Source organism: Mycobacterium novum (assembly GCF_010726505.1).
In the GTDB taxonomy this organism is placed as follows: domain Bacteria; phylum Actinomycetota; class Actinomycetes; order Mycobacteriales; family Mycobacteriaceae; genus Mycobacterium; species Mycobacterium algericum.
The window spans coordinates 1,828,057-1,848,488 of sequence record NZ_AP022562.1; the positions used below are offsets into that span (position 1 = coordinate 1,828,057).

General features: G+C 68.3%; 19 protein-coding genes. 1 reads left to right on the plus strand and 18 read right to left on the minus strand.

What is annotated here, in order from left to right; genetic code table 11:
• Positions 1–55 precede the first annotated feature (55 nt).
• From G6N19_RS08440 to G6N19_RS08490, 11 genes are all read right to left on the minus strand, one after another.
• A complete protein-coding gene (locus G6N19_RS08440; protein ID WP_013827071.1) occupies positions 56–1,648 on the minus strand; it encodes an MCE family protein in 1,593 nt (530 codons plus the stop codon).
• On the minus strand, positions 1,642–2,793 hold the full coding sequence (locus G6N19_RS08445; RefSeq protein WP_193466134.1) for an MCE family protein: 1,152 nt from the start codon (positions 2,791–2,793) through the stop codon (positions 1,642–1,644). The genes G6N19_RS08440 and G6N19_RS08445 overlap by 7 nt, the downstream gene beginning before the upstream one ends.
• Before the next feature lie 17 nt (positions 2,794–2,810).
• A complete protein-coding gene (locus G6N19_RS08450) occupies positions 2,811–4,376 on the minus strand; it encodes a virulence factor Mce family protein (protein ID WP_013827069.1) in 1,566 nt (521 codons plus the stop codon).
• Positions 4,377–4,382: 6 nt separating this feature from the next.
• Positions 4,383–5,981: an MCE family protein gene (locus G6N19_RS08455; RefSeq protein ID WP_041316671.1), complete on the minus strand. Its 1,599-nt coding sequence runs from the start codon at positions 5,979–5,981 to the stop codon at positions 4,383–4,385.
• Positions 5,978–7,006 carry an MCE family protein gene (locus tag G6N19_RS08460; RefSeq protein WP_193466135.1) on the minus strand — a complete coding sequence of 343 codons (1,029 nt, stop codon included), beginning with the start codon at positions 7,004–7,006 and terminating at the stop codon, positions 5,978–5,980. Before G6N19_RS08460 ends, G6N19_RS08455 begins: the two co-directional genes overlap by 4 nt.
• Positions 7,003–8,217: an MCE family protein gene (locus G6N19_RS08465; protein ID WP_269473693.1), complete on the minus strand. Its 1,215-nt coding sequence runs from the start codon at positions 8,215–8,217 to the stop codon at positions 7,003–7,005. The genes G6N19_RS08460 and G6N19_RS08465 overlap by 4 nt, the downstream gene beginning before the upstream one ends.
• Before the next feature lie 5 nt (positions 8,218–8,222).
• On the minus strand, positions 8,223–9,092 hold the full coding sequence (locus G6N19_RS08470; protein WP_041316666.1) for an ABC transporter permease: 870 nt from the start codon (positions 9,090–9,092) through the stop codon (positions 8,223–8,225).
• Between the two features lie 3 nt (positions 9,093–9,095).
• On the minus strand, positions 9,096–9,848 hold the full coding sequence (locus G6N19_RS08475) for an MlaE family ABC transporter permease (RefSeq protein ID WP_085975688.1): 753 nt from the start codon (positions 9,846–9,848) through the stop codon (positions 9,096–9,098).
• 268 nt (positions 9,849–10,116) lie between these two features.
• Positions 10,117–11,748, minus strand: a complete 1,632-nt coding sequence (gene fadD5, locus G6N19_RS08480) for a fatty-acid--CoA ligase FadD5 (protein WP_193466136.1) — start codon at positions 11,746–11,748, stop codon at positions 10,117–10,119.
• Positions 11,749–11,841: 93 nt separating this feature from the next.
• Positions 11,842–12,282, minus strand: coding sequence for an SRPBCC family protein (locus G6N19_RS08485; RefSeq protein WP_041316664.1), 441 nt, complete (start codon positions 12,280–12,282; stop codon positions 11,842–11,844).
• Between the two features lie 34 nt (positions 12,283–12,316).
• A complete protein-coding gene (locus G6N19_RS08490; protein WP_013827061.1) occupies positions 12,317–12,781 on the minus strand; it encodes an acyl-CoA thioesterase in 465 nt (154 codons plus the stop codon).
• 14 nt (positions 12,782–12,795) lie between these two features.
• Between G6N19_RS08490 and G6N19_RS08495 the strand changes: the two genes are divergently transcribed.
• Positions 12,796–13,911, plus strand: coding sequence for an alcohol dehydrogenase catalytic domain-containing protein (locus G6N19_RS08495; RefSeq protein WP_013827060.1), 1,116 nt, complete (start codon positions 12,796–12,798; stop codon positions 13,909–13,911).
• Here the strand turns inward: G6N19_RS08495 and G6N19_RS08500 are convergent.
• Genes G6N19_RS08500 through G6N19_RS08530 form a run of 7 tightly spaced genes read right to left on the minus strand, consistent with a single transcriptional unit; the run spans position 13,898 to position 20,330 of the window.
• A complete protein-coding gene (locus G6N19_RS08500; protein WP_013827059.1) occupies positions 13,898–15,391 on the minus strand; it encodes a flavin-containing monooxygenase in 1,494 nt (497 codons plus the stop codon). The two genes, G6N19_RS08495 and G6N19_RS08500, sit on opposite strands and share 14 nt — an antisense overlap.
• Entirely contained in the window at positions 15,373–16,104 is a 732-nt protein-coding gene (locus G6N19_RS08505) for an SDR family NAD(P)-dependent oxidoreductase (protein WP_013827058.1), read from the minus strand. Before G6N19_RS08505 ends, G6N19_RS08500 begins: the two co-directional genes overlap by 19 nt.
• Entirely contained in the window at positions 16,104–16,856 is a 753-nt protein-coding gene (locus tag G6N19_RS08510; protein WP_013827057.1) for an HpcH/HpaI aldolase family protein, read from the minus strand. Before G6N19_RS08510 ends, G6N19_RS08505 begins: the two co-directional genes overlap by 1 nt.
• Positions 16,853–17,830, minus strand: coding sequence for a zinc-binding dehydrogenase (locus G6N19_RS08515; protein ID WP_193466137.1), 978 nt, complete (start codon positions 17,828–17,830; stop codon positions 16,853–16,855). Before G6N19_RS08515 ends, G6N19_RS08510 begins: the two co-directional genes overlap by 4 nt.
• Positions 17,831–17,833: 3 nt before the next feature.
• The gene (locus G6N19_RS08520) at positions 17,834–19,006 is read right to left on the minus strand and encodes a cytochrome P450 (RefSeq protein ID WP_193466342.1); all 1,173 of its coding nucleotides are present in this window, start codon (positions 19,004–19,006) and stop codon (positions 17,834–17,836) included.
• A 50-nt stretch (positions 19,007–19,056) separates the two neighbouring features.
• Positions 19,057–19,773, minus strand: coding sequence for a hypothetical protein (locus tag G6N19_RS08525; RefSeq protein ID WP_013827054.1), 717 nt, complete (start codon positions 19,771–19,773; stop codon positions 19,057–19,059).
• Positions 19,773–20,330 carry a hypothetical protein gene (locus G6N19_RS08530; protein WP_049792807.1) on the minus strand — a complete coding sequence of 186 codons (558 nt, stop codon included), beginning with the start codon at positions 20,328–20,330 and terminating at the stop codon, positions 19,773–19,775. The genes G6N19_RS08525 and G6N19_RS08530 overlap by 1 nt, the downstream gene beginning before the upstream one ends.
• Between the last annotated feature and the right edge of the window lie 102 nt (positions 20,331–20,432).

Consider the following 20,432-nt stretch of genomic DNA (forward strand, 5'->3'; position numbering starts at 1 on the left):
ACTACGGTAGCTGTGGTAGCGGCGGTGTCTGCGGTCTGCTGCTCCCCGTCCGTGCTCACTGGAACGGTGCCAGCATCCCCTTCCATGCGTCGTCTCCTATGTTGGTCGAGTTCTCGACGGAGTATTCGACGCCGTCCGGCCCCACCGCCTGGCCACTCTGTGGATTGTAGATTGCAGCGGGCCCCCCGCCGGGCGTGTAGATGCAGGGGTTGGGTTGCTGCCCGTTGCACTGCACGGTACCGGTGCCGGGCCGGGTCAGCGGGTCGTTGGCCGGCGGCGGCGTCGGTGGCACCATATTCGCAGGCAGCGGGTTCAGGCCGGTGTTGATCGACGGCGCCGGGATCACGTGGCCCGGTTCGACCGGCTGGTCACAGCGCGCACCGAGCGCCGGGCAGTTGCGGATCTGGTTCGGGTCGCCGTACCAGGGGTTGGTCCCCAGCGGCACGTAGGGCTTGTCGCTGCGGCATTCCTTCGGCGTCGCGGCCCGCTTGCCCGGCACGTCGACACACGGGATGTTGCGCACGCCGCGCACGTTATTCGACGGGGTGTCCTGCGGGATCCGGCAGGACACGTCCGGCAGGTCGGCGGGGCTGGTGTCGGCGAAGGCCCGCCATTCGGATGCCGGCAGGTAGCCGGTCAGGCACGGCGGCGGATAACCCAGGCTCAGGCCCGGGATGGGCACCGGGAAGATCGGGCCCGGGAACGCGCCGAGCGCCACGTCCAGCGATGCGCGTCCCGGGAAGGTCGAGCTGACCGTCTGCACGATGGACCCGGCCTGCGGCAAGAACACCAACACCTGCTCGGTGTTGCGGTTGTAGCGCTTGCCCATCTCGGTCAGGATCGACATGTTCGCCATCATCTGCGGCAGGCTGTCCTTGGACTGGGTGAACACACTGTGCACCTGCTCAACCAGCGGCGGCAGGTCGGTCAGGATGTGCTTCACCGTCTCGTCACGGCTCGCGGCCTGAGCGCTGAGGATGTTGAGGTTGCGCGCCCACTGGTGGATGGCGTCGCCCGACTGGACCTGGCTCTCGATGATCGGCGCCGACTTCTCGATGATGTCGTCGACGTCGCCGAGGTTCTCCTTGAGGTCGGCGACGATCGCCTGCGTCGCGTCGACCAGTCGCTGCAGCGAGGGCCCCAAACCGCCGACAGCCGTTGCGGTCTCGTCGAGCACCTCGGTGATCTTGCCCGTCGGCAACGCGGCCAGCCCGCGGTTGGCGGCGTCCAGCGCCGGCCCGATCGCCGACGGCACAGTGCCCTTGGTGATCGTCTGGCCCCGTTTGAGGTATTGGTCCGGGTTGCCCGTGGACACCAGGTCCAGGTACTGCTCACCGATCGCCGACACCGAGTGCACATTCGCGGTCGCGTCGACCGGGATCTTGTACTTGTCGGAGATCTGCATCGTGGCCTGCGCGCCGGTCTCGGTCGGCTCGACTCCGGTGACCCGGCCGATGATGGTGCCGCGGTAGGTGACGTTGGCGGTCTTGTACAGACCGCCCGCCTCGGGCAGGTTCGCCTTGAGGGTGTACTGGCCCAGGCCGGCAAGGCTCGGCAGGCGCAGGTAGTACACGCCCAGCACCGCCAGGGCGGCGACGGTCAGCACGCTGAAGATCATCAGCTGCCGTTTGATCTGCGCTGTCAGCAATTCCGGTCAGCCCTTTCCACATACGGACCGCCGGGCGCGGTGGCGGGGTTCGGCGTGTACCGGACGTCCGGGATCATCTTCTCGGGGTCGTGGCCGAAGGACTGTTCGAGCGCGCGCAGCATCCCCGAGAACCCGGTGCCGGTCAGGATCGCGTTGTCGATCGAGGCGAACGTCAGGTCCACGACCAGCGAGGAGTTGATGAAGTCGCCTCGCACCGCCTTGAAGGCACCGTCGACGTGGTACGGCGCGGTGATCATGACCTGCAGCAGGTCCGGTATGTACGGTGACGCCTTGCGGAGTTCCCGCGCGGGACACTGCATCGACGTCAGCACCTTGTTGAGGTCGCCCCGGACCGGCGCGATCTGTTCGTTGGTCGCCCGGCCCATCTGACCGAGCCCGTCGATGGCGTTGATGAAGATCGCCTGCTGGGCGTTGAAGTACTTGAACAGCGGCGGGAAGTCGGTCAGCACCCGGTCGATGGCGTCGTTGTGCTCGCTGAAGTAGCCCAGCAGCCGGTTGGTGGAGTCGATGGCGTGCGTGATGTCGTCACGCTGGTCGTTGAGGGAACCGATGAACGTGTCCAATTTGTCCAGGAACGCCCGGATCTGTTCGGCCCGGCCACCCATGATCGCGTCGAACTCGGTGGTGATGGTCTCCAGGTCGGACAACCCGCCGCGGTGCAGCAGCAGCGAGATACCGGCGAGGGTCCGCTCGATGGTCGGGAACGATGTCGAGTTGTTCAGCCCGATCGTGTCGCCGTCCTTGAGCTCGCCCACCGGGTCCGGCGGCGCCGCCAGCTCGATGTGCTGCGATCCCAGCAGGCTGGTCTGCCCGATCTTCGCGGTGGCGTTCCGCGGCAGGTGAACGTCCTTGTTGAGCTTGAGCTTCAGCGTGGCGACCCAGTTCTTCAACTCGATCTGGTCGACCGCGCCGACGAACACGTCGGCGACCAGCACCCGGCTGTTGCCGTTGAGCGCCAAGGTGTCCGGCACCTGCACATAGACGGTGTAGGAGCCGGGGCCGCTGCCGGGCCCGCCCGGAAGCGGAACATTGGCGATACCCCGCCAATCCCGACACGAGGTCAGCGTCAGCGCCACCATCAGCAGCACCAGGGCCTGCCAGGAGCGCCGGCTGACGGTCTTCATAGCTCTTCTCCGTCTCATCAGCCTTGACCTCGCGGGGGAAGCGGTGCCACCGGCCCCGGGATCACGTTGGGTCCGGGCGGGGGCGGCGGTATCGGCTGCTGTCCCGGCGGCAGGCCGACGAACGGCAGCGGGCCGGGAGCCTCGTCGTAGGCGTTCGGCGGGCCGGGCGGGGTCTGATACTGGGACTCGATCGGCGCCGGGTCCGGGCCGCCCATCAACTGCGCCAGCGACTCGGGTGTCAACAGCCGCGCGGTGTCGTGGCCGGGCTCCACACCCTGCATTCCGGGTGCGGTGATCCAGCCCGGCTGCGAGTTCTTGTGCGACAGCGGGGTGTCCGGCACCCAGATGCCCGGCACGGTGGTGTCCTTGTATCCCGGCGGCGGCTGCAGCCGCGGCTCGGAGTACGCGATCTGCTTGGGCGTGGTGTAGGCGCTGGTCCAGATGTTGATACCGAACGGCAGGTAGTTGAACTTGATGGCGTCGGCCACGGGAGCCAGATACTCGGCGCACAGTTCGGCCGAGTCCTGGTAGCCCAGCCGGCTGCCGGCCTGGATCGCGCTACAGATGAACTGCATCGGGTTGGCGAAGTTCGGCAGCACCGGGAAGCCGGTGACGGCGCCCTGCGCGGGGTGGTAGATCTCGCCCGCGCCGGCCAACACGTTCGGCAGCACGTGCAGTGCGGTCTCCAGGCCTTCCAGCGGGTCCGGCTGGGTGAGGGCCGTCGACACCTCGGCCATGTTGTCGATGGTCTTGACCAGCGGTTCCTGGTTCTGGTTCAGAAACGCCCGGACGATCGTCATGGTGGCGTAGAACTGGTCGGAGGCCTTTGCGAGTTCCTGATCGGTGGTGGTCAGGTTGTTGCTGAACGTCGCCAGATCCCGGTTGAGCTGAACGAACTGCTGGTCGTTGTGGTCCAGCGCCCGCACGAACAGCGCCAGGCTGCGCGTGACGGCGTAGAAGTCGCCGCGGCCCTTGTTCAACGCGGTCAGCGCATCCGAGAGGCTGCTGAACGTCGTGTTGATCTGCTCGCCCTTGCCGGCCAGGCTGTCGGCGAAGGTCTCGATCGCCTCGCCGATCGGCCCCTTGGGCTGCTCCTTGGTCGGGCCCAGCTTGGTGATGATGTTGGTGACGTCGTTGCGCAGCGTGTCCCACTCGACCGGCACCTCGGTGCGTTCTTCGGGGATGACTGCCTTGTTGGCCAGCACCGGGCCGCCGCGGTAGGGCGGCTCCAGCTGAATGGTGCGTGATGCCACCAGGGTCGGGTTCAAGATGATCGCCTTGGCGTCGGCCGGCACCTTGTACTTGTTGTTGAAGTGCAGCGTGACCTTCATCTTGTCGCCGGCCGGTTCGATCTTGTCGATCGCGCCCACCCGCACACCCATGATCTGGACGGCGTCGCCGGCGTACAGCGCGTCGGTCGACGGGAAGTAGGCGACGACCGTGGTGCTGTTGAGCTTGCGGAACAGCTGCAGACCGCCGAAGCCGGCCACCAACGCCAGCACCAGCAGCGCCGAACCCACGATGATCGTGGCACGCGACATCTGGGGCAGACGCACGTTGCGAATGTCGAAAGCGGTACTCACGTCCGGCTACCTCCCTTCCAGCGAGCCGCCGCCGCCACCTGGCTGACTGTTTCCGCCTTCACCGGGAGCGATGAACGGCGCCGGCAGTTGGTCGCCCGGTCCCGGCGGTGCGGCCGGACCGGGTGCCCTGGGCGCCGGCGGGGGCGCCGCACCCGGGTTGGCCGGAGCCGGTCCGGGCATCGGGCCCAGCGGCTCGGAGCGCGCTCCCGGATTGGCGTCGGGCATCGGTACCGGGGTGCCCGGCACCACCGGCGGGGTCTCGCCGGGCCGGCCGGCGATCGGAATGCCCGGCGTCGACGGCAACCCGTCCGGGTTCGGCGGCGAGACCAGCACATCGGTCGGGCCCGGGTACGGTCCGCTCGGACCGAACGGTCCCGCGTTCGGGTCCAGGTTCGCGCAGGGCAACGGGTTGCCCGGGGTCGGGAACAGGCCGGCTGCCGGCGCGTAGGAGCACGGCGATCCCGGTGCCACGGCCGGTCCGGGGTGCTCCGGCGTGCCCTCGATCACCTGCGGTGCGGGCGGCGGTGCGCCGTTGGCGAACCGGGTCCCGTTGGGGTCGGGGTAGCGGAACTCCGGCAGGCCCGCGTTGCGCCAGAACTCCTCCGGCGAGATGCCGCGCTTCTTGAACGCGGCGTCGACCCACGGCTGCAGAATCCAGAACGGGATCACGTTGAGCGCCGAGACCTTGAAGTACGGTCCCGAGGCGATCGCGTCGTTGACGATCGTCAGGTAGCGGCCCAGGATCGTGAACATCTCGCGCAGGTTGTCCTGGCGGCGCACCAGCATGTCGGTGATGTTCTGGGCCTCGACGAACACGTGGCGCAGATCCAGGTTCGGGTTGTCCCTGACCAGGCCCTGCACCTGTTCGCCGAAGTAGGCGATGTTGCCCAGCAACGCCGAGATGGCCTGACTACGCTGGTTGAACGCGCCCAGCAGGGTCTGGGTGTTGCGCAGCACCGCGTCGATCTGGCCGCTGCGGTCGCCCATCACCGCGGCGATCTTGTTGGCCTGGGCCAGCAGATGGGTGATCTCGTCGTCGCGCTTGCCGATGGTGTCGGAGAACTTGGCAACGCCGTCCAACGCCGCACTCAGATCGGGGGCGGTCTCGCTGACCGTCTCCGAGAGCACCTTCAGGGACCGCTTGACGGTGTCGATGTCCCAGCCGGCCGCGGCCTTGGTGACGTCGAAGACCGCGTCGTAGAGCTGATAGGGCGTGGTGCTCTGCCCCAGCGGCAGCACTCCCTGCGGCGACAACTTCTTTTCGCCCTTGGGGTCGATGGCCAATACCTTGCGGCCCAGGATGGTGTCGGTCTTCACCCCGATGAGGCTGTCCGTCCCGATCGGGTTGGCGCCGACGGAGAACCGGACCAGGACGTGATCGCCGTCGATGGACAGGTCCTGGACCTTGCCGACATCCACACCCGAGATGCGGACCTTGTCCCCGGCGGTGAGCCCGCCGGTGTCGGAGAGCTCGCCGAAGTAGCTCGGCTCGGCGAACAGCATCGGCACCGTGGTGAAGGTCTGCCCCACCAAGGTCACCAAGGCGACCGTGATGATGCCGATCACCCCGATCCGTGCCCGGTTGGGCGGTTCCAGAGTCCTCACTGCGGTGTGCACCTCCCGGTCGGCTGCTGCCAGAGCCGGACGTTGCGAACCGGTCCGCCGGGCTGCAGACCCGGAAGCTTGATAGTGGCGTCACAGATGTAGAAGTTGAAGAAGTCGCCGTAGACGCCGGTCCGCCCGATGAGCTTCAGCGCCTGCGGGATCCGCTCCAACAATCCCTCGACATCGGCCATGCGGTCCGGTGGCTCGGGGCCCGCGACCGGGAAGATGCTGTGCAGCTGCGGGCGGTTGTCGGCCAGCAGGTCGGCCAGGTTGCCGGCGGCGTTACCGAATTCGGCGGTGCCGAAGGCCAGACCGGTGCGGTGGTCGTTGAGGCCCTTGACCAGCTTGTCGAAGTTGTCGACGGTCTCGTCGAACGTCTGGCGGTGCCGAACCGCGGTGTCCAGCACCGTGTTGAGGTTCTTGACCACCTCGCCGATCGCGGCGTCCCGGTCGGCGATGTGCGCGGTCAGCTGCGCGGTCTGCTGCAGGATGTCGTTGATGGTGCCGCCCTGGCCCTGGAACACCGTGACGATCGACGAGGCGATGGTGTTGATCTTGTCCGGGTCGAGCGCCCGGAACACCGGTTTGAATCCACCGATCAGCGCATCGAGGTCGAGGGCGGGCTGGGTGCGCGAGGCCGGAATGAACCCGCCGGCGGGCAGGCGCTGGTCGGCGCCCTCGCCGTCGCCTCGCTTGAGCTCCAAATACCGGTTGCCGATGAGGTCGTCGTAGCGGATCTGCGCGGTGGTCGACTGGTACAGCGGCAGCGAGCGGTCGACGTCGAAGTCGACCACCACGCGGCGGCCGCCGTCGACCAGGTGCACGTTTTTGACCTTGCCGATCTCCACCCCGGAGGCACGGACGAACTGGCCCTGGCGCAGGCCGCTGGCGTTGCTGAACTCCGCGGAGTAGCGCGACGTCCGGTCGAACCGGATCTGCCCGAATACCACGACCAGCCCGATCGTGAAGAGCAGCAGCACCGATCCGACGACGCCGAGTTTGACTGCAGTCCTGGTGATGTTCATGGGTTGATCGTGTTTTCCCCGACTTGGCGGCCCCAGACGTAATCGATGGCCGTGGGCGATCCGGATTCGAAGTGGTTGTAGGGTGCCTGGCTGACTCCGGTGTCGGCCACCAGGTACGGCGCCGGCCAGAAATCGTGGGTGATCTCCTGCCAACAGCCGGGCGCCCCGCCGGGTCCGCCGCGGGCGTTGTAGCGCGGCAGGTTGTCCGGGTAGATGTAGGGGTTGGCCGGGCTGACCAGCTCACTGACGGTGTCCAGCGCGTAACCGTCGCCACCGCCGAGGAAGTTGTACACCTTGGGCGCGCCCTCGGCGAGGTTGCGGATGGCGCAGAACAGTTCCGGGCTGTACTCGTCGAGCAGCGCCGACACCGGAACCAGGTCGGAGAACTGCGCCCGCAGGTACGGGCCGAACCGGTCGGTGATGTCCGCGCCGAGGTTGCCCACGCCGGCCGCGGCCAACAGCGCGGCGTCCAGTTGTTTCTGCTGAGTGGTGATCGTCTTCACCGTGGTGGGCGAATGCTCCAGGAAGCCGACCAGGTCCGGCGCACCGGCGGCGTAGACGTCCCCGAGAGTCGCGAAGCCCTTGAGGTCGCGCCGGAAGTAGGGCATCCGCGCGTTGACGTCGTCGAGGATCGCGTTCCCGTTGACCAGGGATTCACCGAACTTGTCCCCGAGGCCGGTCAATGCCTCCGCGGCGGCGTGCAGCGTGAGGTTCAGTTTGACCGGGTCGACGCTCTCGGAGAGCTTGGTCACCGTCTCGAACAGCGTGTTGAGTTCGGTGGTCACCGACGTCGCGATGATGTGCTTGGTGCTGATGCGCTCCGTCGTCGGGTTGTCCGGCGCGGTCAGCGACACGTACTTGTTGCCGAACAACGTGGTCGCCATGATGTTGGCCTCGACGTTGGACGGGATCAGTTTGATGTATTTCGGGTCCACGTCGAGGGTGAACTTGGCCGCCGGCTTCTCTTCGAACTCCGTCGGCGCGATGGCCGACACCCGCCCGATCTGCACGCCGTTGTAGGTCACCGGACCGCCCGGGTCCATCACCAGGCCGGCACGCGGCGCCACCATGGTCAGCGACGTCGTCTTGATGAACGCCCCGCGGAACTGGCCGTAGACCAATCCGGTGATGAGCAGCAGGACCGCCGCGGTCACCACGCCCGCGACCCGGTAGGGCGGGGTCTGCGACTTGTTCTCTCTCCCGGTTGCCATCGTCATCACATCGTCAGGTTGAAGTTGGGGTCGACGCCGTAGAGCGCCAACGCGGCGAACAACACGACCGTCGGCACCGAGATCAGCGACAGTCGCATCGATCGGCCGACCGCCTCGCCGACACCGACCGGGCCACCACTGGCATTGAAGCCGTAGTAACAGTGGGTGATCATGACGATCACCGCGATCAGGATGGTCTCCATGAACGACCAGAACACGTCGTCGGCCCGTAGGAAGGTCCGGAAGTAGTGGTCGTAGGTCCCCGACGACTGTCCGAAGAACAGCGTGGTGACGATCTGCGGCGAGGCGAACGCCATGATCAGCGCCAGCGCGTACAGCGGGATGATCACCGTGAAGCCGGCCACCACGCGGGTGGACACCAGGTAGGAGATGGAGTTGATCCCCATCACCTCCAGCGCGTCGATCTCTTCGCTGATCCGCATCGCGCCGAGTTCGGCGGTGGCTCCGGCGCCCACGGTCGCGGCCAGGGCGATGCCGGCGTTGACCGGGCCGACCACGCGGACGTTGACCAGTGCCGCGGCGAAACCGGTGTAGGTCTCCACCCCGATATTGCCGAGCGAGGTGAACCCCTGGATCGCGATCAGCGAGCCACCGGCCAGCATCACGAAGCCGATGATCGCCACGGTGCCGCCGATGACGGCCATGGCGCCGGTGCCCATCCCCAGCTCGGCGATCAGCCGCAGCGACTCCCGGCGGTATCTACGCAGCGCCCACGGGATCTGCCGAATGGCGGTCAGGAAGAACCAGCCCATCTGGCCGCTCTTGTCGAGCGAACGTCCGGCCGCTCCGACGTAACGGTGATAGTTCGCGATCAGCCCGGGAAACCGGGCGCGCACCACTGCTGATGTCGACATCTCTCAGGTCCCCGTTCCGAACTTCACGCCGATGGTGGTCAGCACGACGTTCACCGCGAAGAGCGCGATCACGCACAGCACCACCGTCTCGTTCACGGCCGTCCCCAGCCCTTTGGAACCGCCGCGAACAGTAAGACCTCGATAACAACCAACCAAGCCTGCGATAAGTCCGAAGACGCTGGCCTTGACCGTGGAGATGATCACCTCGGGTAGCCCGGTCAGCAATGTCAGCGTCGACAGGTAGGCGCCGCCGGAGACATTCTGCAGGTACACGCCGAACAGGAAACCGCCCGCCAGGCCGATGACGATGACCAGAGCGTTGAGCAGCAGGGCGACGACGGTCGCGGCGATCACCCGCGGCACCACCAGGCGATGGATCGGGTCGATGCCGAGCACCTCCATCGCGTCGATCTCCTCGCGGATGGTGCGAGCGCCCAGGTCGGCGCAGATAGCGGTCGAACCCGCGCCGGCGACCACCAGCACGGTGACCAGCGGGCCCAGCTGGGTGACCGCTGCGATGCCGGCGCCGGCGCCCGAGACGTCGGCAGCTCCGAACTGGGCCAACAGGATATTGAGGGTGAAGACCAGCAGCACCGTCAGCGGGATCGCGACGGCGACGGTCGGCACGAGGGCGACGCTGGTGATGAACCAGCCCTGCTGGAGGGTCTCGCGCCACTGGAACGGCGGCATGAACAGTGCCCGGGCGGTCAGCGCGCACATCCGGAAAAACCCGCCGACCATCACCAGCGGCGGCATCACACGATCGCGGGCGAAATCGACCAGGCGGGGACGCGCCGGAGCCGTCACAACACCCCCCTCACTGGAGCCTCCGCGTCACGACGCAGCACGGGATCGCGTCGCACAGGCTCTCTCCATCCGTCCAAGTTCTCTCCGAGACCCGCGTCACCATAGCGCCCCAACGTGCCGTTGGCGACCATCGGACCATACCTGATGACTGCGTGAGAAGGAGATCGATTCGTTCCAACGTCCGCAGTTTCCTACCGGACAGTAATGTGCCGCCACCTCAAGCGTCGGCGTTCTGTGCGGTATCGGTTGCGGCGGTGACCGACTCGGATTCCCGGGCCGCACCATAGCGGCTCCGCAGTTCGGTCTTGAGCACCTTGCCTGCCGGGTTACGCGGCAGCGCGTCGACGATCTCCAACCCTTTGGGGTGCTTATAGCGCGCCAGTCGCTCGGTGAGGTAGCCGTCGAGGTCGGCCAGCAGCAGATCGGCCCGGTTGACGGCGGCGACCGCGATCGGCACCTCGCCCCACTGCTCGTGCGCGCGGCCGATCACGGCGACCTCGGCGATGTCGGGGTGACCGGCCAGGACGTTCTCCACTTCGGCGCAGTACACGTTCTCGCCGCCGGAGATGATCATGTCCTTCTTGCGGTCGACCACCCAGACGTAGCCCTCGGCGTCCATCCGGACCAGATCCCCGGAGTGGAACCATCCGCCCGCGAAGGCCTCGGCGGTGGCTTCGGGATTGTTCCAGTAACCGCTCATCAGGGTCGGTGCCCGGTAGACGATCTCACCGACCTCACCGACGGGGACGTCGTTCATGTCCTCGTCGACGACGCGGGCGGTGACGGTCGGGATCACGGTGCCGACCGACCCGAGCTTCCGCACGGCGTCCTCGCCGAGCAAGATGCACGTCACCGGCGACATCTCGGTCTGCCCGAATGCCGCCAGGATCTTGGTGCCGGGGAAGGTCTCGGCCATCTGTCGCAGCAGCGCATCCGAGGCCGGCGCCGCCCCCCATGACATGGTCCGCAACCGGATATCGCGCGGGTTGGCCTGCTGCTCGGCGCAGACGGCCTGCCATTGCGCGGGCACCAGGAAGATGCCGGTGACCTGCTCGGCGGCCAGCACGTCGAGCAGTTGGCCGGCGTCGAAGGCGCCGAGCGGGTTGATCACGGTCGGGATGCCCAGCCACATGCCGGGCAGCAGGTTGCCGACACCGGCGATGTGGAAGAACGGCACCCCGATGAAGGCCACGTCGTTCGTGCCGGTGCCCGCGGTGTGCAGTGCGGTCATGGTCTGGCCGACCAGGTTGGTGTGGGTGAGCACCGCGCCCTTGGGGTGGCCGGTGGTTCCCGAGGTGTACATGATCAGGGCCGGCGAGTCGTTGGGAATGTCCACCGGCGCGTGCGGCTCGCCGGTCTCGTTGATCAGGTCTTCGTAGCCGATCAGACCTGCCGCGCTGTCGGACGGCGCACCAGCCACCACCACGGCGTCCAGCAGGCCGGTCAACTCGCGCACGGCGACGACCACCGGCACCAGCGCCGTCTCGGTGATCAGCACCCGCGCCTCGCAGTCGGTGACCAGGAAGGCGAGCTCCGGTGGGGTGAGCCGGAAGTTCACCGGGACGGCGATCGCGCCCAGCATGTTGGCGGCCAGCACCGCCTCGACGAATTCGGTCCGGTTGAGCATCAGAATCACCACCCGGTCGCCGAAGCCGATCCCGCGGCGGCTTAGCGCATCGGCCAGCGCGGTGACCCTCTTCCGCAACTGTGCCCACGTGGTGGTCTGGCCTGCGAACCGCAGCGCCGGGGCGTCCGGTTGCATCAGCGCATGCCGTTCCAGCTGGTTGACCCAGTTCGCCCGTCGGGCGCGGTAGGGCTGTTCGGCGGGATCGGTTGTTGGATGGGTCAATCGGCTCTCCCGCTTCGTGACGACGACGCTGCGTCGACCCGCTGCGTCCGACACCGGACCAGCGGCGCCGACCCGCTGCGATTGACGCTGAGACTAACCCGCAGCCAGTTGCTCGGCGCGGCGTTTGAGATTGTCGGCCAAGTAATCCAGGGCGTTGTTGAAGGCCTTCTTGAGCATCGGCTTGGGCACCGACATCTCCGTCTCGATGTCCATGTCGACGGTGAGCAACGTGGTGGGCCCGATCTCGACCACCGAGAACAACTGCTCCTGCTTGCTGAACAGGTCGCCCTGCTGGAGCACGGTCTGGATCTGCGTGCCACTCGGGTAGTACACGGCCTGGATGAAGGTGCCGTCGAAACCGGAGTACGACGCGTCCAGCCGTAGCTGGCTGGGCCGGCCGTCGTCGTAGCGGGCCAGCACCCAGATCCCTTTGACCTCGTCGTTCCACTGCGGGTACGCCTCGAAGTCGGCGACGATCCCCATGATCGTGGCGGCGTCGGCGGCGACTTCGACGGTCTTGCTCACGAGCGGCATCCGCCGAGCATAACCAGCCCCGAATAGCGTGCCGCTACACCTGCGCGGTGGCCAGCAGTGCGCGGATGCCATCGGGGATCGGCACCGGCCGTCGGCTGACGCGGTCGACGTAGACATGCACCCAGTGCCCCAGCGCGGCGAGCGGCCCGGGGCCTGCGTCATCGTCGACGCGGAACACCGCGAGCCGGTAGGTGACGCTGCTGCGCCCCAGCCGGGTGACCGCCAGCCCGACCGCGAGCCGGTCCGGGAAGCCCAGCTCGCTTAGGAAGCGGCAGCCCGACTCGGCCACCACACCGAGTTCCGGCATGGCGACCGGGTCGAGATCTGCCACGTTGGCCGCGATCCAGCCGTTGATCGCGGTGTCGAAGAATTGGTAGTACACCGCGTTGTTGAGGTGGCCGAACATGTCGTTGTCGGCCCAGCGGGTCAGCACCGGCCAATGCACCGGAAAGTCCCGGCTGGTCAACCCTTCCGGGGCGGGCGGTACCGCGGAACTCATGGTTGTATTTCAACATGGTTGCCATCCGCGGCGCGGTGCTGGAGCGGATCGGGGCGCCACGGCCCTACGCCCGGTCACGGCCGCTCGCGGTGTCCGGGCTGGACCTGGCTCCGCCCGGCCCCGGCGAACTGCTGGTCCGGGTGGAGGCCGCCGGGGTCTGTCACTCCGACCTGTCGGTGGTCGACGGCAACCGGGTGCGCCCGGTGCCGATGCTGCTCGGCCACGAAGCGGCCGGAATCGTCGAGGCGGTCGGCGCGGGCCCCGCCATCGGCGGCATCGCGGTCGGGCAGCGGGTGGTGCTGACGTTTCTGCCGCGCTGCGGGCAGTGCCCGGCGTGCGCCACCGGCGGGCTGACCCCGTGTGAGCCCGGCAGCGCGGCCAACGGCGCCGGCACCCTGCTCGGCGGCGACATCCGATTGCGCCGCGCCGGTCAGCCGGTCCACCACCACCTCGGGGTCTCCGGTTTCGCCACCCACGCGGTGGTCAGCGCGACCAGTGCCGTGCCGGTGCCTGACGATGTGCCGCCATCGGTGGCGGCGCTGCTGGGGTGCGCGGTGCTGACCGGCGGCGGCGCGGTGATCAACGTGGCCCGTCCGGCGGCCGGCCAGACCGTGGTGGTGGTCGGGCTCGGCGGCGTCGGCATGGCGGCGGTGCTGACCGTGCTGGCGCACGACGGTGTCGATGTGATCGCCATCGACCAGCTCCCGGAAAAGCTCGCCGCGGCCAGCGGGCTGGGGGTGCAGCGCACCTACACACCACAGCAGGCGCTCGACGCCGGCGTGCGGGCGCCGATGGTGATCGAGGCGGTCGGCCATCCTGCCGCCCTGCAGACCGCGATCGAACTGACCGCCCCGGGCGGACGCACCATCACCGTCGGCCTGCCCCCGCCGGATGCCCGGATCAGCGTGTCCCCGTTGGGCCTGGTCGCCGAGGGCCGGTCGCTGATCGGCAGCTATCTCGGCTCGGCGGTGCCGGCCCGTGACATCCCGAGGTTCGTCGCACTGTGGCGCGCCGGCAAGCTCCCGGTGCAACAACTGGTGTCGTCTACCATCGCCCTCGACGACATCAACGAGGCGATGGACCGGTTGGCCGACGGCGGCGCGGTGCGCCAGGTCATCACGTTCGACTGACCCTGGGTCCAAAAGTGAAGTCGCGGGCCCGGAAGCGGCGGGTCATCGCCCAGAAGGCGCCGGCGCTACGCGGCCACTGGGTGACCACCCGGCCGTTGGCGGCCCGGAAATAGTTGCTGCATCGCGTCGTCCACACCGTGCCCTGCATCCATCGGTCGATCTTGGCGATGAAGGCGGCCAGCGCGGCGGGCCGCACCGCGACGTAGGTCTTGCCGGTGCGCCGCAGGTGCTTGAGCACCCGGACGACGTAGCGCGCCTGGGCTTCCAGCACGAAGATGACGCTGTTGGAGCCGACGTTGGTATTAGGTCCATACAGCATGAAGAAGTTGGGGAAACCGGGCATCGCCATGCCCAGGTAGGCGCGCGGCCCGTCGCGCCACGCCTGCTGCAGCGTCACGCCGTCCTCGCCGGTCACCTCGATCTGACCGAGATAGTCCGCGGCGGCATATCCGGTGGCGCAGACCACCACGTCCACCTCGCACTCGGTGCCGTCCTCGGTGACCAAAGAGTGCGACCGCAGCGCCTTGGCCGGGCTGGTCACCACCTCGACGTTGGGCCGGCCCAACGCGGGCAGGTAGTCCGAGGAGAAGACCAGCCGTTTGCAGCCCAGCGGGTGATCGGGGGTCAGCGCGGCTCGCAACCGCTGATCGGTGACGTTGGTCTCCAATAGTCGCCGCGCGGTGGCGGTGAACTCAGCCGTCTTGTCGCTGCCGTTCTCGATCACCGAGATGTTCGCCTCGCTGCGCAGCCACAGGCGCATTCGATACAGCCGCTTGGCCAACGGGATGCGGGTGAACACCCAGTGCTCCCGCGGGGTGTAGCTGCGATCGGGTTTGGGCAGGATCCAGGTCGGCGACCGCTGCACCGAATAGACCTTCGCGGCGACGTCGGCCAATTCCGGCACCAACTGTGCCGCGGTGGAACCGGTTCCGAGCACGGCGATCCGAGAGCCGGCGAGTCGCACCGAGTGATCCCAGCGCGCCGAGTGCATCACGGTGCCGGTGAACGGCTGCTCTTCGGTGAGATCGGGCAGCACCGGCTGGGTGAACAGGCCGACCGCCGAGACCACGATGTCGTAGCGGTGCTCGGTGCCGTCGGCGGTGGTCAGGCGCCACTGCCGACGGTCGGCCTCCCAGGCCGCGGAGCGGATCTCGGTCCGCAGCTTCAGGTGCGGCCCGAGACCGTGGTCGGCGGCGCAGCGTTCGAAGTAGGCCAGGATCTCCGGTTGCTTGGACCACTGCCGCGACCAGTGCGGGTTCAGCTCGAAGGAGTAGGAGTACAGGTGGGATTTGACGTCGCAGGCCAGGCCCGGATAGGTGTTGATCCGCCAGGTGCCGCCGACGCCGTCCTCACGGTCGAAGATGGTGAAATCGGTGAAACCCGCCCGCCGCAGCAGGATTCCCAGCGCCAGCCCGCCGGGTCCGGCGCCGATGATGCCGACCGACAGCGGCCGCGGTCTGCTCATCGGATCTGTAGGCATTGGCCGCCGTCCACCACGAGTTCGGCGCCGGTGATGAACGACGCCGCGTCGGAGACCAGGAACGCCACCGCGTCGGCCACCTCCCCCGGCTCACCGAGTCGGCCGGTCGCCGAGACCGCGGCCAGCCGCTGCTGGGTGGTGTCGTCGAGCATCGGGGTGGCGATCGGTCCGGGGAAGACCGCGTTGACCCGGATTCCGGCCGTTGCGAGTTCGGCGGCCGCGGTCTGGGTGAGCCCACGCAGCGCCCACTTCGACGCTCCGTAGGCGCTGTGTTGTGGGAAGGGCCGGATCGCGCCGGTGCTGCAGGTGTTCACCACGGCGGCGCCGTCGGCCCGGCGCAGCTGCTCCAGCGCCGCCTGGATTCCGAGAAAGGGACCGAGACAGTTCACCCGCCAGGCGTTTTCGAAGCCGTCCTGCGTTTCGTCGGCGATCGCCGCCCGGTGCAGTACGCCCGCGTTGTTGATCAGTGCGGTCAGCGACCCGAACCGCTGCACGGTGGTCGCCACCGCGACGTCCCACTGCGACCGGGAGGTCACGTCCAGCGGAATGCCGATCACCGCGTCGTTACCCAGCGCGGTGACCACCGCGTCCAGCCCGGCTCCGTCGATGTCACAGGCGGCGACGGCGAACCCGTCGGCGCGCAGTCGTTCCACGATCGCCCGGCCCTGCCCGCGGGCGGCGCCGGTGACCAGGGCAACGGGTGCTCGTTTCATCAGTGGCTGCCCCTGGCCTCGTTGAGGTGCTCGAGCGCTCCGCACCGTAACGCCTGGGATTCGGCTGCCAGGGTGATCATCTGATAGCCCAGCGCGGCCAGCCGACGTCCCGCCACACCGGATCCGCCGTGAACGGCGGCGATCACACCGGCGGCCGACGCCGCGTGCTGAATCTGTGTCATCGCTTCCCGCATGCCGGGGTCGGTGGTGGCCCGGGCCACGTCCACGCCCAGCGAGATCGCCAGGTCGGCGGGCCCGACGTAGATGCCGGCCAGCCCGGGTACCGCGCAGATCCGCTCCACGTCGGCCAGCGCGGCGGCGGTTTCGATCATCGCGAATACGTCCGCCCGAGACACCAGGGCAGTCAGGTCACGTCCCAGTCCCGACCGCAGCGGACCGAAGCTGCGGACGCCGGTCGGTGGATACTGCGCGGCAGCCACCGCGGCCGCCGCCTGCTCGGCGGTCTCGATCATCGCGATGATGACCGCGTCGGCGCCGGCATCGAGCACCCGGCCGATCGGCGCGGCGTCCGCGTTCGGCAACCGCACCGCGGTGGCGATCGGCAAGTGCTCGGTGTGCCGCAGCATGCCTGCGATCTCCGCATCATCGAGGTAGCTGTGCTGGGCGTCGAACCCCACATAGTCGTAGCCCGCCCGGGCGAATTCCTCCGGGCCCAGCACCGTCGGCCCGGTGATCCAGCCGCCCCACAGCGGTGCCCGGTGGTCCAGCGCGGTGCGCAGCGCCGAGGTCATGCGACGATCGCGATCTTGACCCGGTCCGGCACCGGCCGGATCGCCAACTCGAAGGCGGCCTGCGCGTCATCGCAGCCGAACACATGGGTGAGGTAGTTCTTCAGCAGCTCGGGATGCTCGGCAGCGAACTTGCCTGCAGCCTCCAGCATCCGCCCGCGGTCGCGCGTCACGCCGGAGATCAACGTCAGGTTGTTGCGCAGCATGGTGCGCATGCTGATCGGGTAACTGTCGTCGTCAGGCACACCAAAGTAGAAAACGGTGCCGCCGGGCGCGACGGCCTCGATGGCGTGGCTCAAGGTGGCGACCTGGTGGCCGACCGCCTCGATCACGATCTCCGGCCGGTCCGCGGGGTCCAGATGGTGCACCCAGCGGTCACTGGTGGCCTGCACGGCGGTGTCGACGCCGAAGCCGGCGGCGACCGCTCGCCGGTCGACCGGGTCCACACCGGTGACCCGCCGGGCGCCGGCCGCCTTGGCGACCGCGCTGAACAGCAGGCCGATCGACCCCTGGCCGAGCACCGCCACATGGCGGCCGGCCAGCTCGGTGCGCTGCGCAACGGCTTCAATGGCGTAGAGCACGCACGCCAGCGGCTGCAGGCCCACCGCTTCGGCCGGCGTCAGCGTCGGGTCGAAACCGGCGAGTCCGTCGCCGTCACTGATCACCCGCTGCATCAGGCCGTCGAAGCCGGAGGCCCACCCGACGACACGGTCGCCGGGGCGGTGCCGCGGGTGCCGGCTGGCGAGGACGTCCCCGACGATCTCGTGGATCGGGAAGCCGTTCTTCTCCGCCGCGCTGGCGCCGCTGTCACCGGGCAGCCTGCCCTGCGCGCCGCGGAAGGCGGGCAGGTCGCTGCCGCACACCCCGGCGGCGACGAAGGACAGCAGCACCTGTCCGTCGCCGAGCTGTTGCTCGGTGAGGTCGGGGACCTCGATACGCTCGAATTCGTACGGCGCGACCAGCCGGTGGACCCACATGCGTCAGACCTCCACCGGAATGGTGTTCCAGCCCCACTGGAAACTCGACGGCAGCCTGGTCGCACCGTCCTCGACGATGCGGAACTCCGGCACCCGGCGCAGCCACTCCTGCACCAGGACGGTCACCTCGAGGCGGGCCAGGTGGTAGCCGATGCAGAAGTGCTGTCCGCGGCCGAACGCCAGCGAGCGTTTGATGGGCCGGTCCCACCGGAATTCGTCGGGATCGGGGTATTGTCGCTCGTCGCGGCTGGCCGAGGCCAGCAGCGTGATGATGCGCTGCCCCGGTGCGATGGTGGTGTCGTGCACGGTGAACGGCTTCCGGGCGGTCCTCGCGAACCATTGCGCCGGCGCGCAATAGCGGATCATCTCCTCGCGGGCGAGCTCCACCGCCGCCGGGTCGGCGCGCACGGCGGCGAGCTGGTCGGGCCGGCGGACCAGCTCCCACAGCCCGTGCGCGACGATTTTGGGCACCGTCTCGGTACCGCCGATGAAGATGCACAGCAGTTGGGTCGCCGCTTCGACGTCGTCGAGTGCGCGCCCGTCCGGCAGCCGGTAGGCCAGCATGCCGTCGACGATCGGCAGCCCGCTCGCACCCTGCTCGGCACGCCGGCGCTGCACGGCCGGGATCAGGTACTCCAGGTAGTTGGGTCGGGCCGCAGCCGTATCCACCCCGGCGCCGGCCTGCGCGAGGCTGCCGGCGTTCACCGCCGCGAGCACCTCGCCGGCCAGCTCGAGCGGGACGCCCAGCAGCTCGCAGACCACTTGGGCCACCACGATTCCGCCGTAGTCACAGGTCAGGTCGAACCGGCCCTGCGGCAGCAGCTCGTCGAGCCGCTGATTGGCCAGCACGCGGATCCGCTCGGTCCAGTCGGCTACCGACCTGGGCCGAAACGCCGGTGACTGCAGCCGGCGGATGTCGTCGTAGATCGGCTTGTCGAAGACGGCGTGAAACGGCAGCGGGTGCAGCGGCGGATCGGGGACGGGTCCGCTGTTGTGCTGTGCCAGCACGCTGGCTGCCGGCAGCGTTCCCTCGGAGGCGACGAAGGTACCGTCACTGACCGCCAGCACATCCCAGATGTCGTCGAATCGCGAGAGCGCGAACAGATCCCACTTGGGCACGTAGTACACCGGGTGGTGATCGCGCAGCACGCGATAGTACGGCAGTGGGTCGGCCATCACGGCCGGGTCGAACGGGTCGTACGAGAAGGCCCGGTCCGCAACCGCTGTCACTCGGCGCCTCGCTGGAGCGGGGCGGGCGGCAGCGCCTGCAGGATGGAGTCCTCCCAGCCGTCCCGCAGCGCCGGCGCCACACTCATCCAGGTCACGATCTCGGCCGGTGGCTGACCCTTCCAGGACGGGTAGTGCTGCGCGAAGCAGTCCCAGTCGCCGTCGAGCGCCCAGTAGTGGATGACCTCGTTGAAGCGGAAGGTGGTGGTGAACGAACCGAGCCAGCGTTTTCCGGTACGTTCCGACCACGGCACGTACAGGCGCTCCAACTCCCGGATGTAGTCGTCCTGGCGGCCGGGTTTGGTCTGCATGATCTCCTGGATCACCAACGTCGCGTCGAAGCCGGCGTCGCCGAGTTGCGCCAAGGTCTTGTTCTGCGGGGCGGGATACATGATGCGGCCCTCCCCGGCGGCCCCGATGCCGGCGAGATAGGCCGACCACTCGGCAGCGGGCTTCGCGTGGCTGCCGCCGCGGGCCTGCGCCCGTCCGATGCGGGCGTAGTCGGCGAACGCGTCGATCTCCCAGATGATGGTGACCTGCGGCCAGTGGCCGTTGTAGCGGGTGGTCTCCCACAGCGCGAACAGCCGGGCGCCCAGTTCGGTCATCATCGGCTGGTAGATGCCGGTGAACTTCCCGGTGAACTCGCCGGTCGTGCCCCGGCCGAGGTCGATCGTCTCATGCAGATACAGCAGCGTGTGGTCGTAGTACTTGCGCATCAGTCGACCGACACCAGATCGGAATCGACCGGCAGGCAACGCTTCTGATCGCTGCGGAACATCTCGGTGGAGTCCACTCGGAGGTCGGCCCGAGTGTCGGCGGCCAACAGGGCTTGCCTCTTGAAGGCCCGTCCCGCCACGGTGAGCACATGGCGCACCGCGTCGAGTCGCTGGTTGACGGCCACCGGCCAGCTTTCGCCCCACAGCACGACCTCGGTCACGCTGCGCCGCAGCGCGGACTGCACCCGCTGACGGATCCGGGGATCCCTGGCGAACGCATCGGTGACGACGGCGAGGCCCTGCCTGGCCGTCTCGCCGCTGGTTGCCGACAGCTCGGTCTCCAGGTCGGCTGTCCGCACCCCGAGAATCTGCAGCGGGCGCAGGTCCTGCTGCGCCGGCACCATCACGTTGACGTCCCATCCGGTCGCCACCCGGTGATACAGCCAGCCGCCGGCGGCCTGCACCAGCGCGGTGACGTCGAGCGCAATGACATCCAGGTGGTAGCGCAGTTGCGGATCCTCGAACGGCAAGTCCAGCCTCGCAGCGGTGCTTGTCATCGCATCATCCCAGCTCGTCGTGAGGATCTCAGGCGACGCCACCGGCCGGGCAGGGCTTGTCCGAGGAGGTGGCGCAACTCTGGAAGATATTACAGTTGAGGC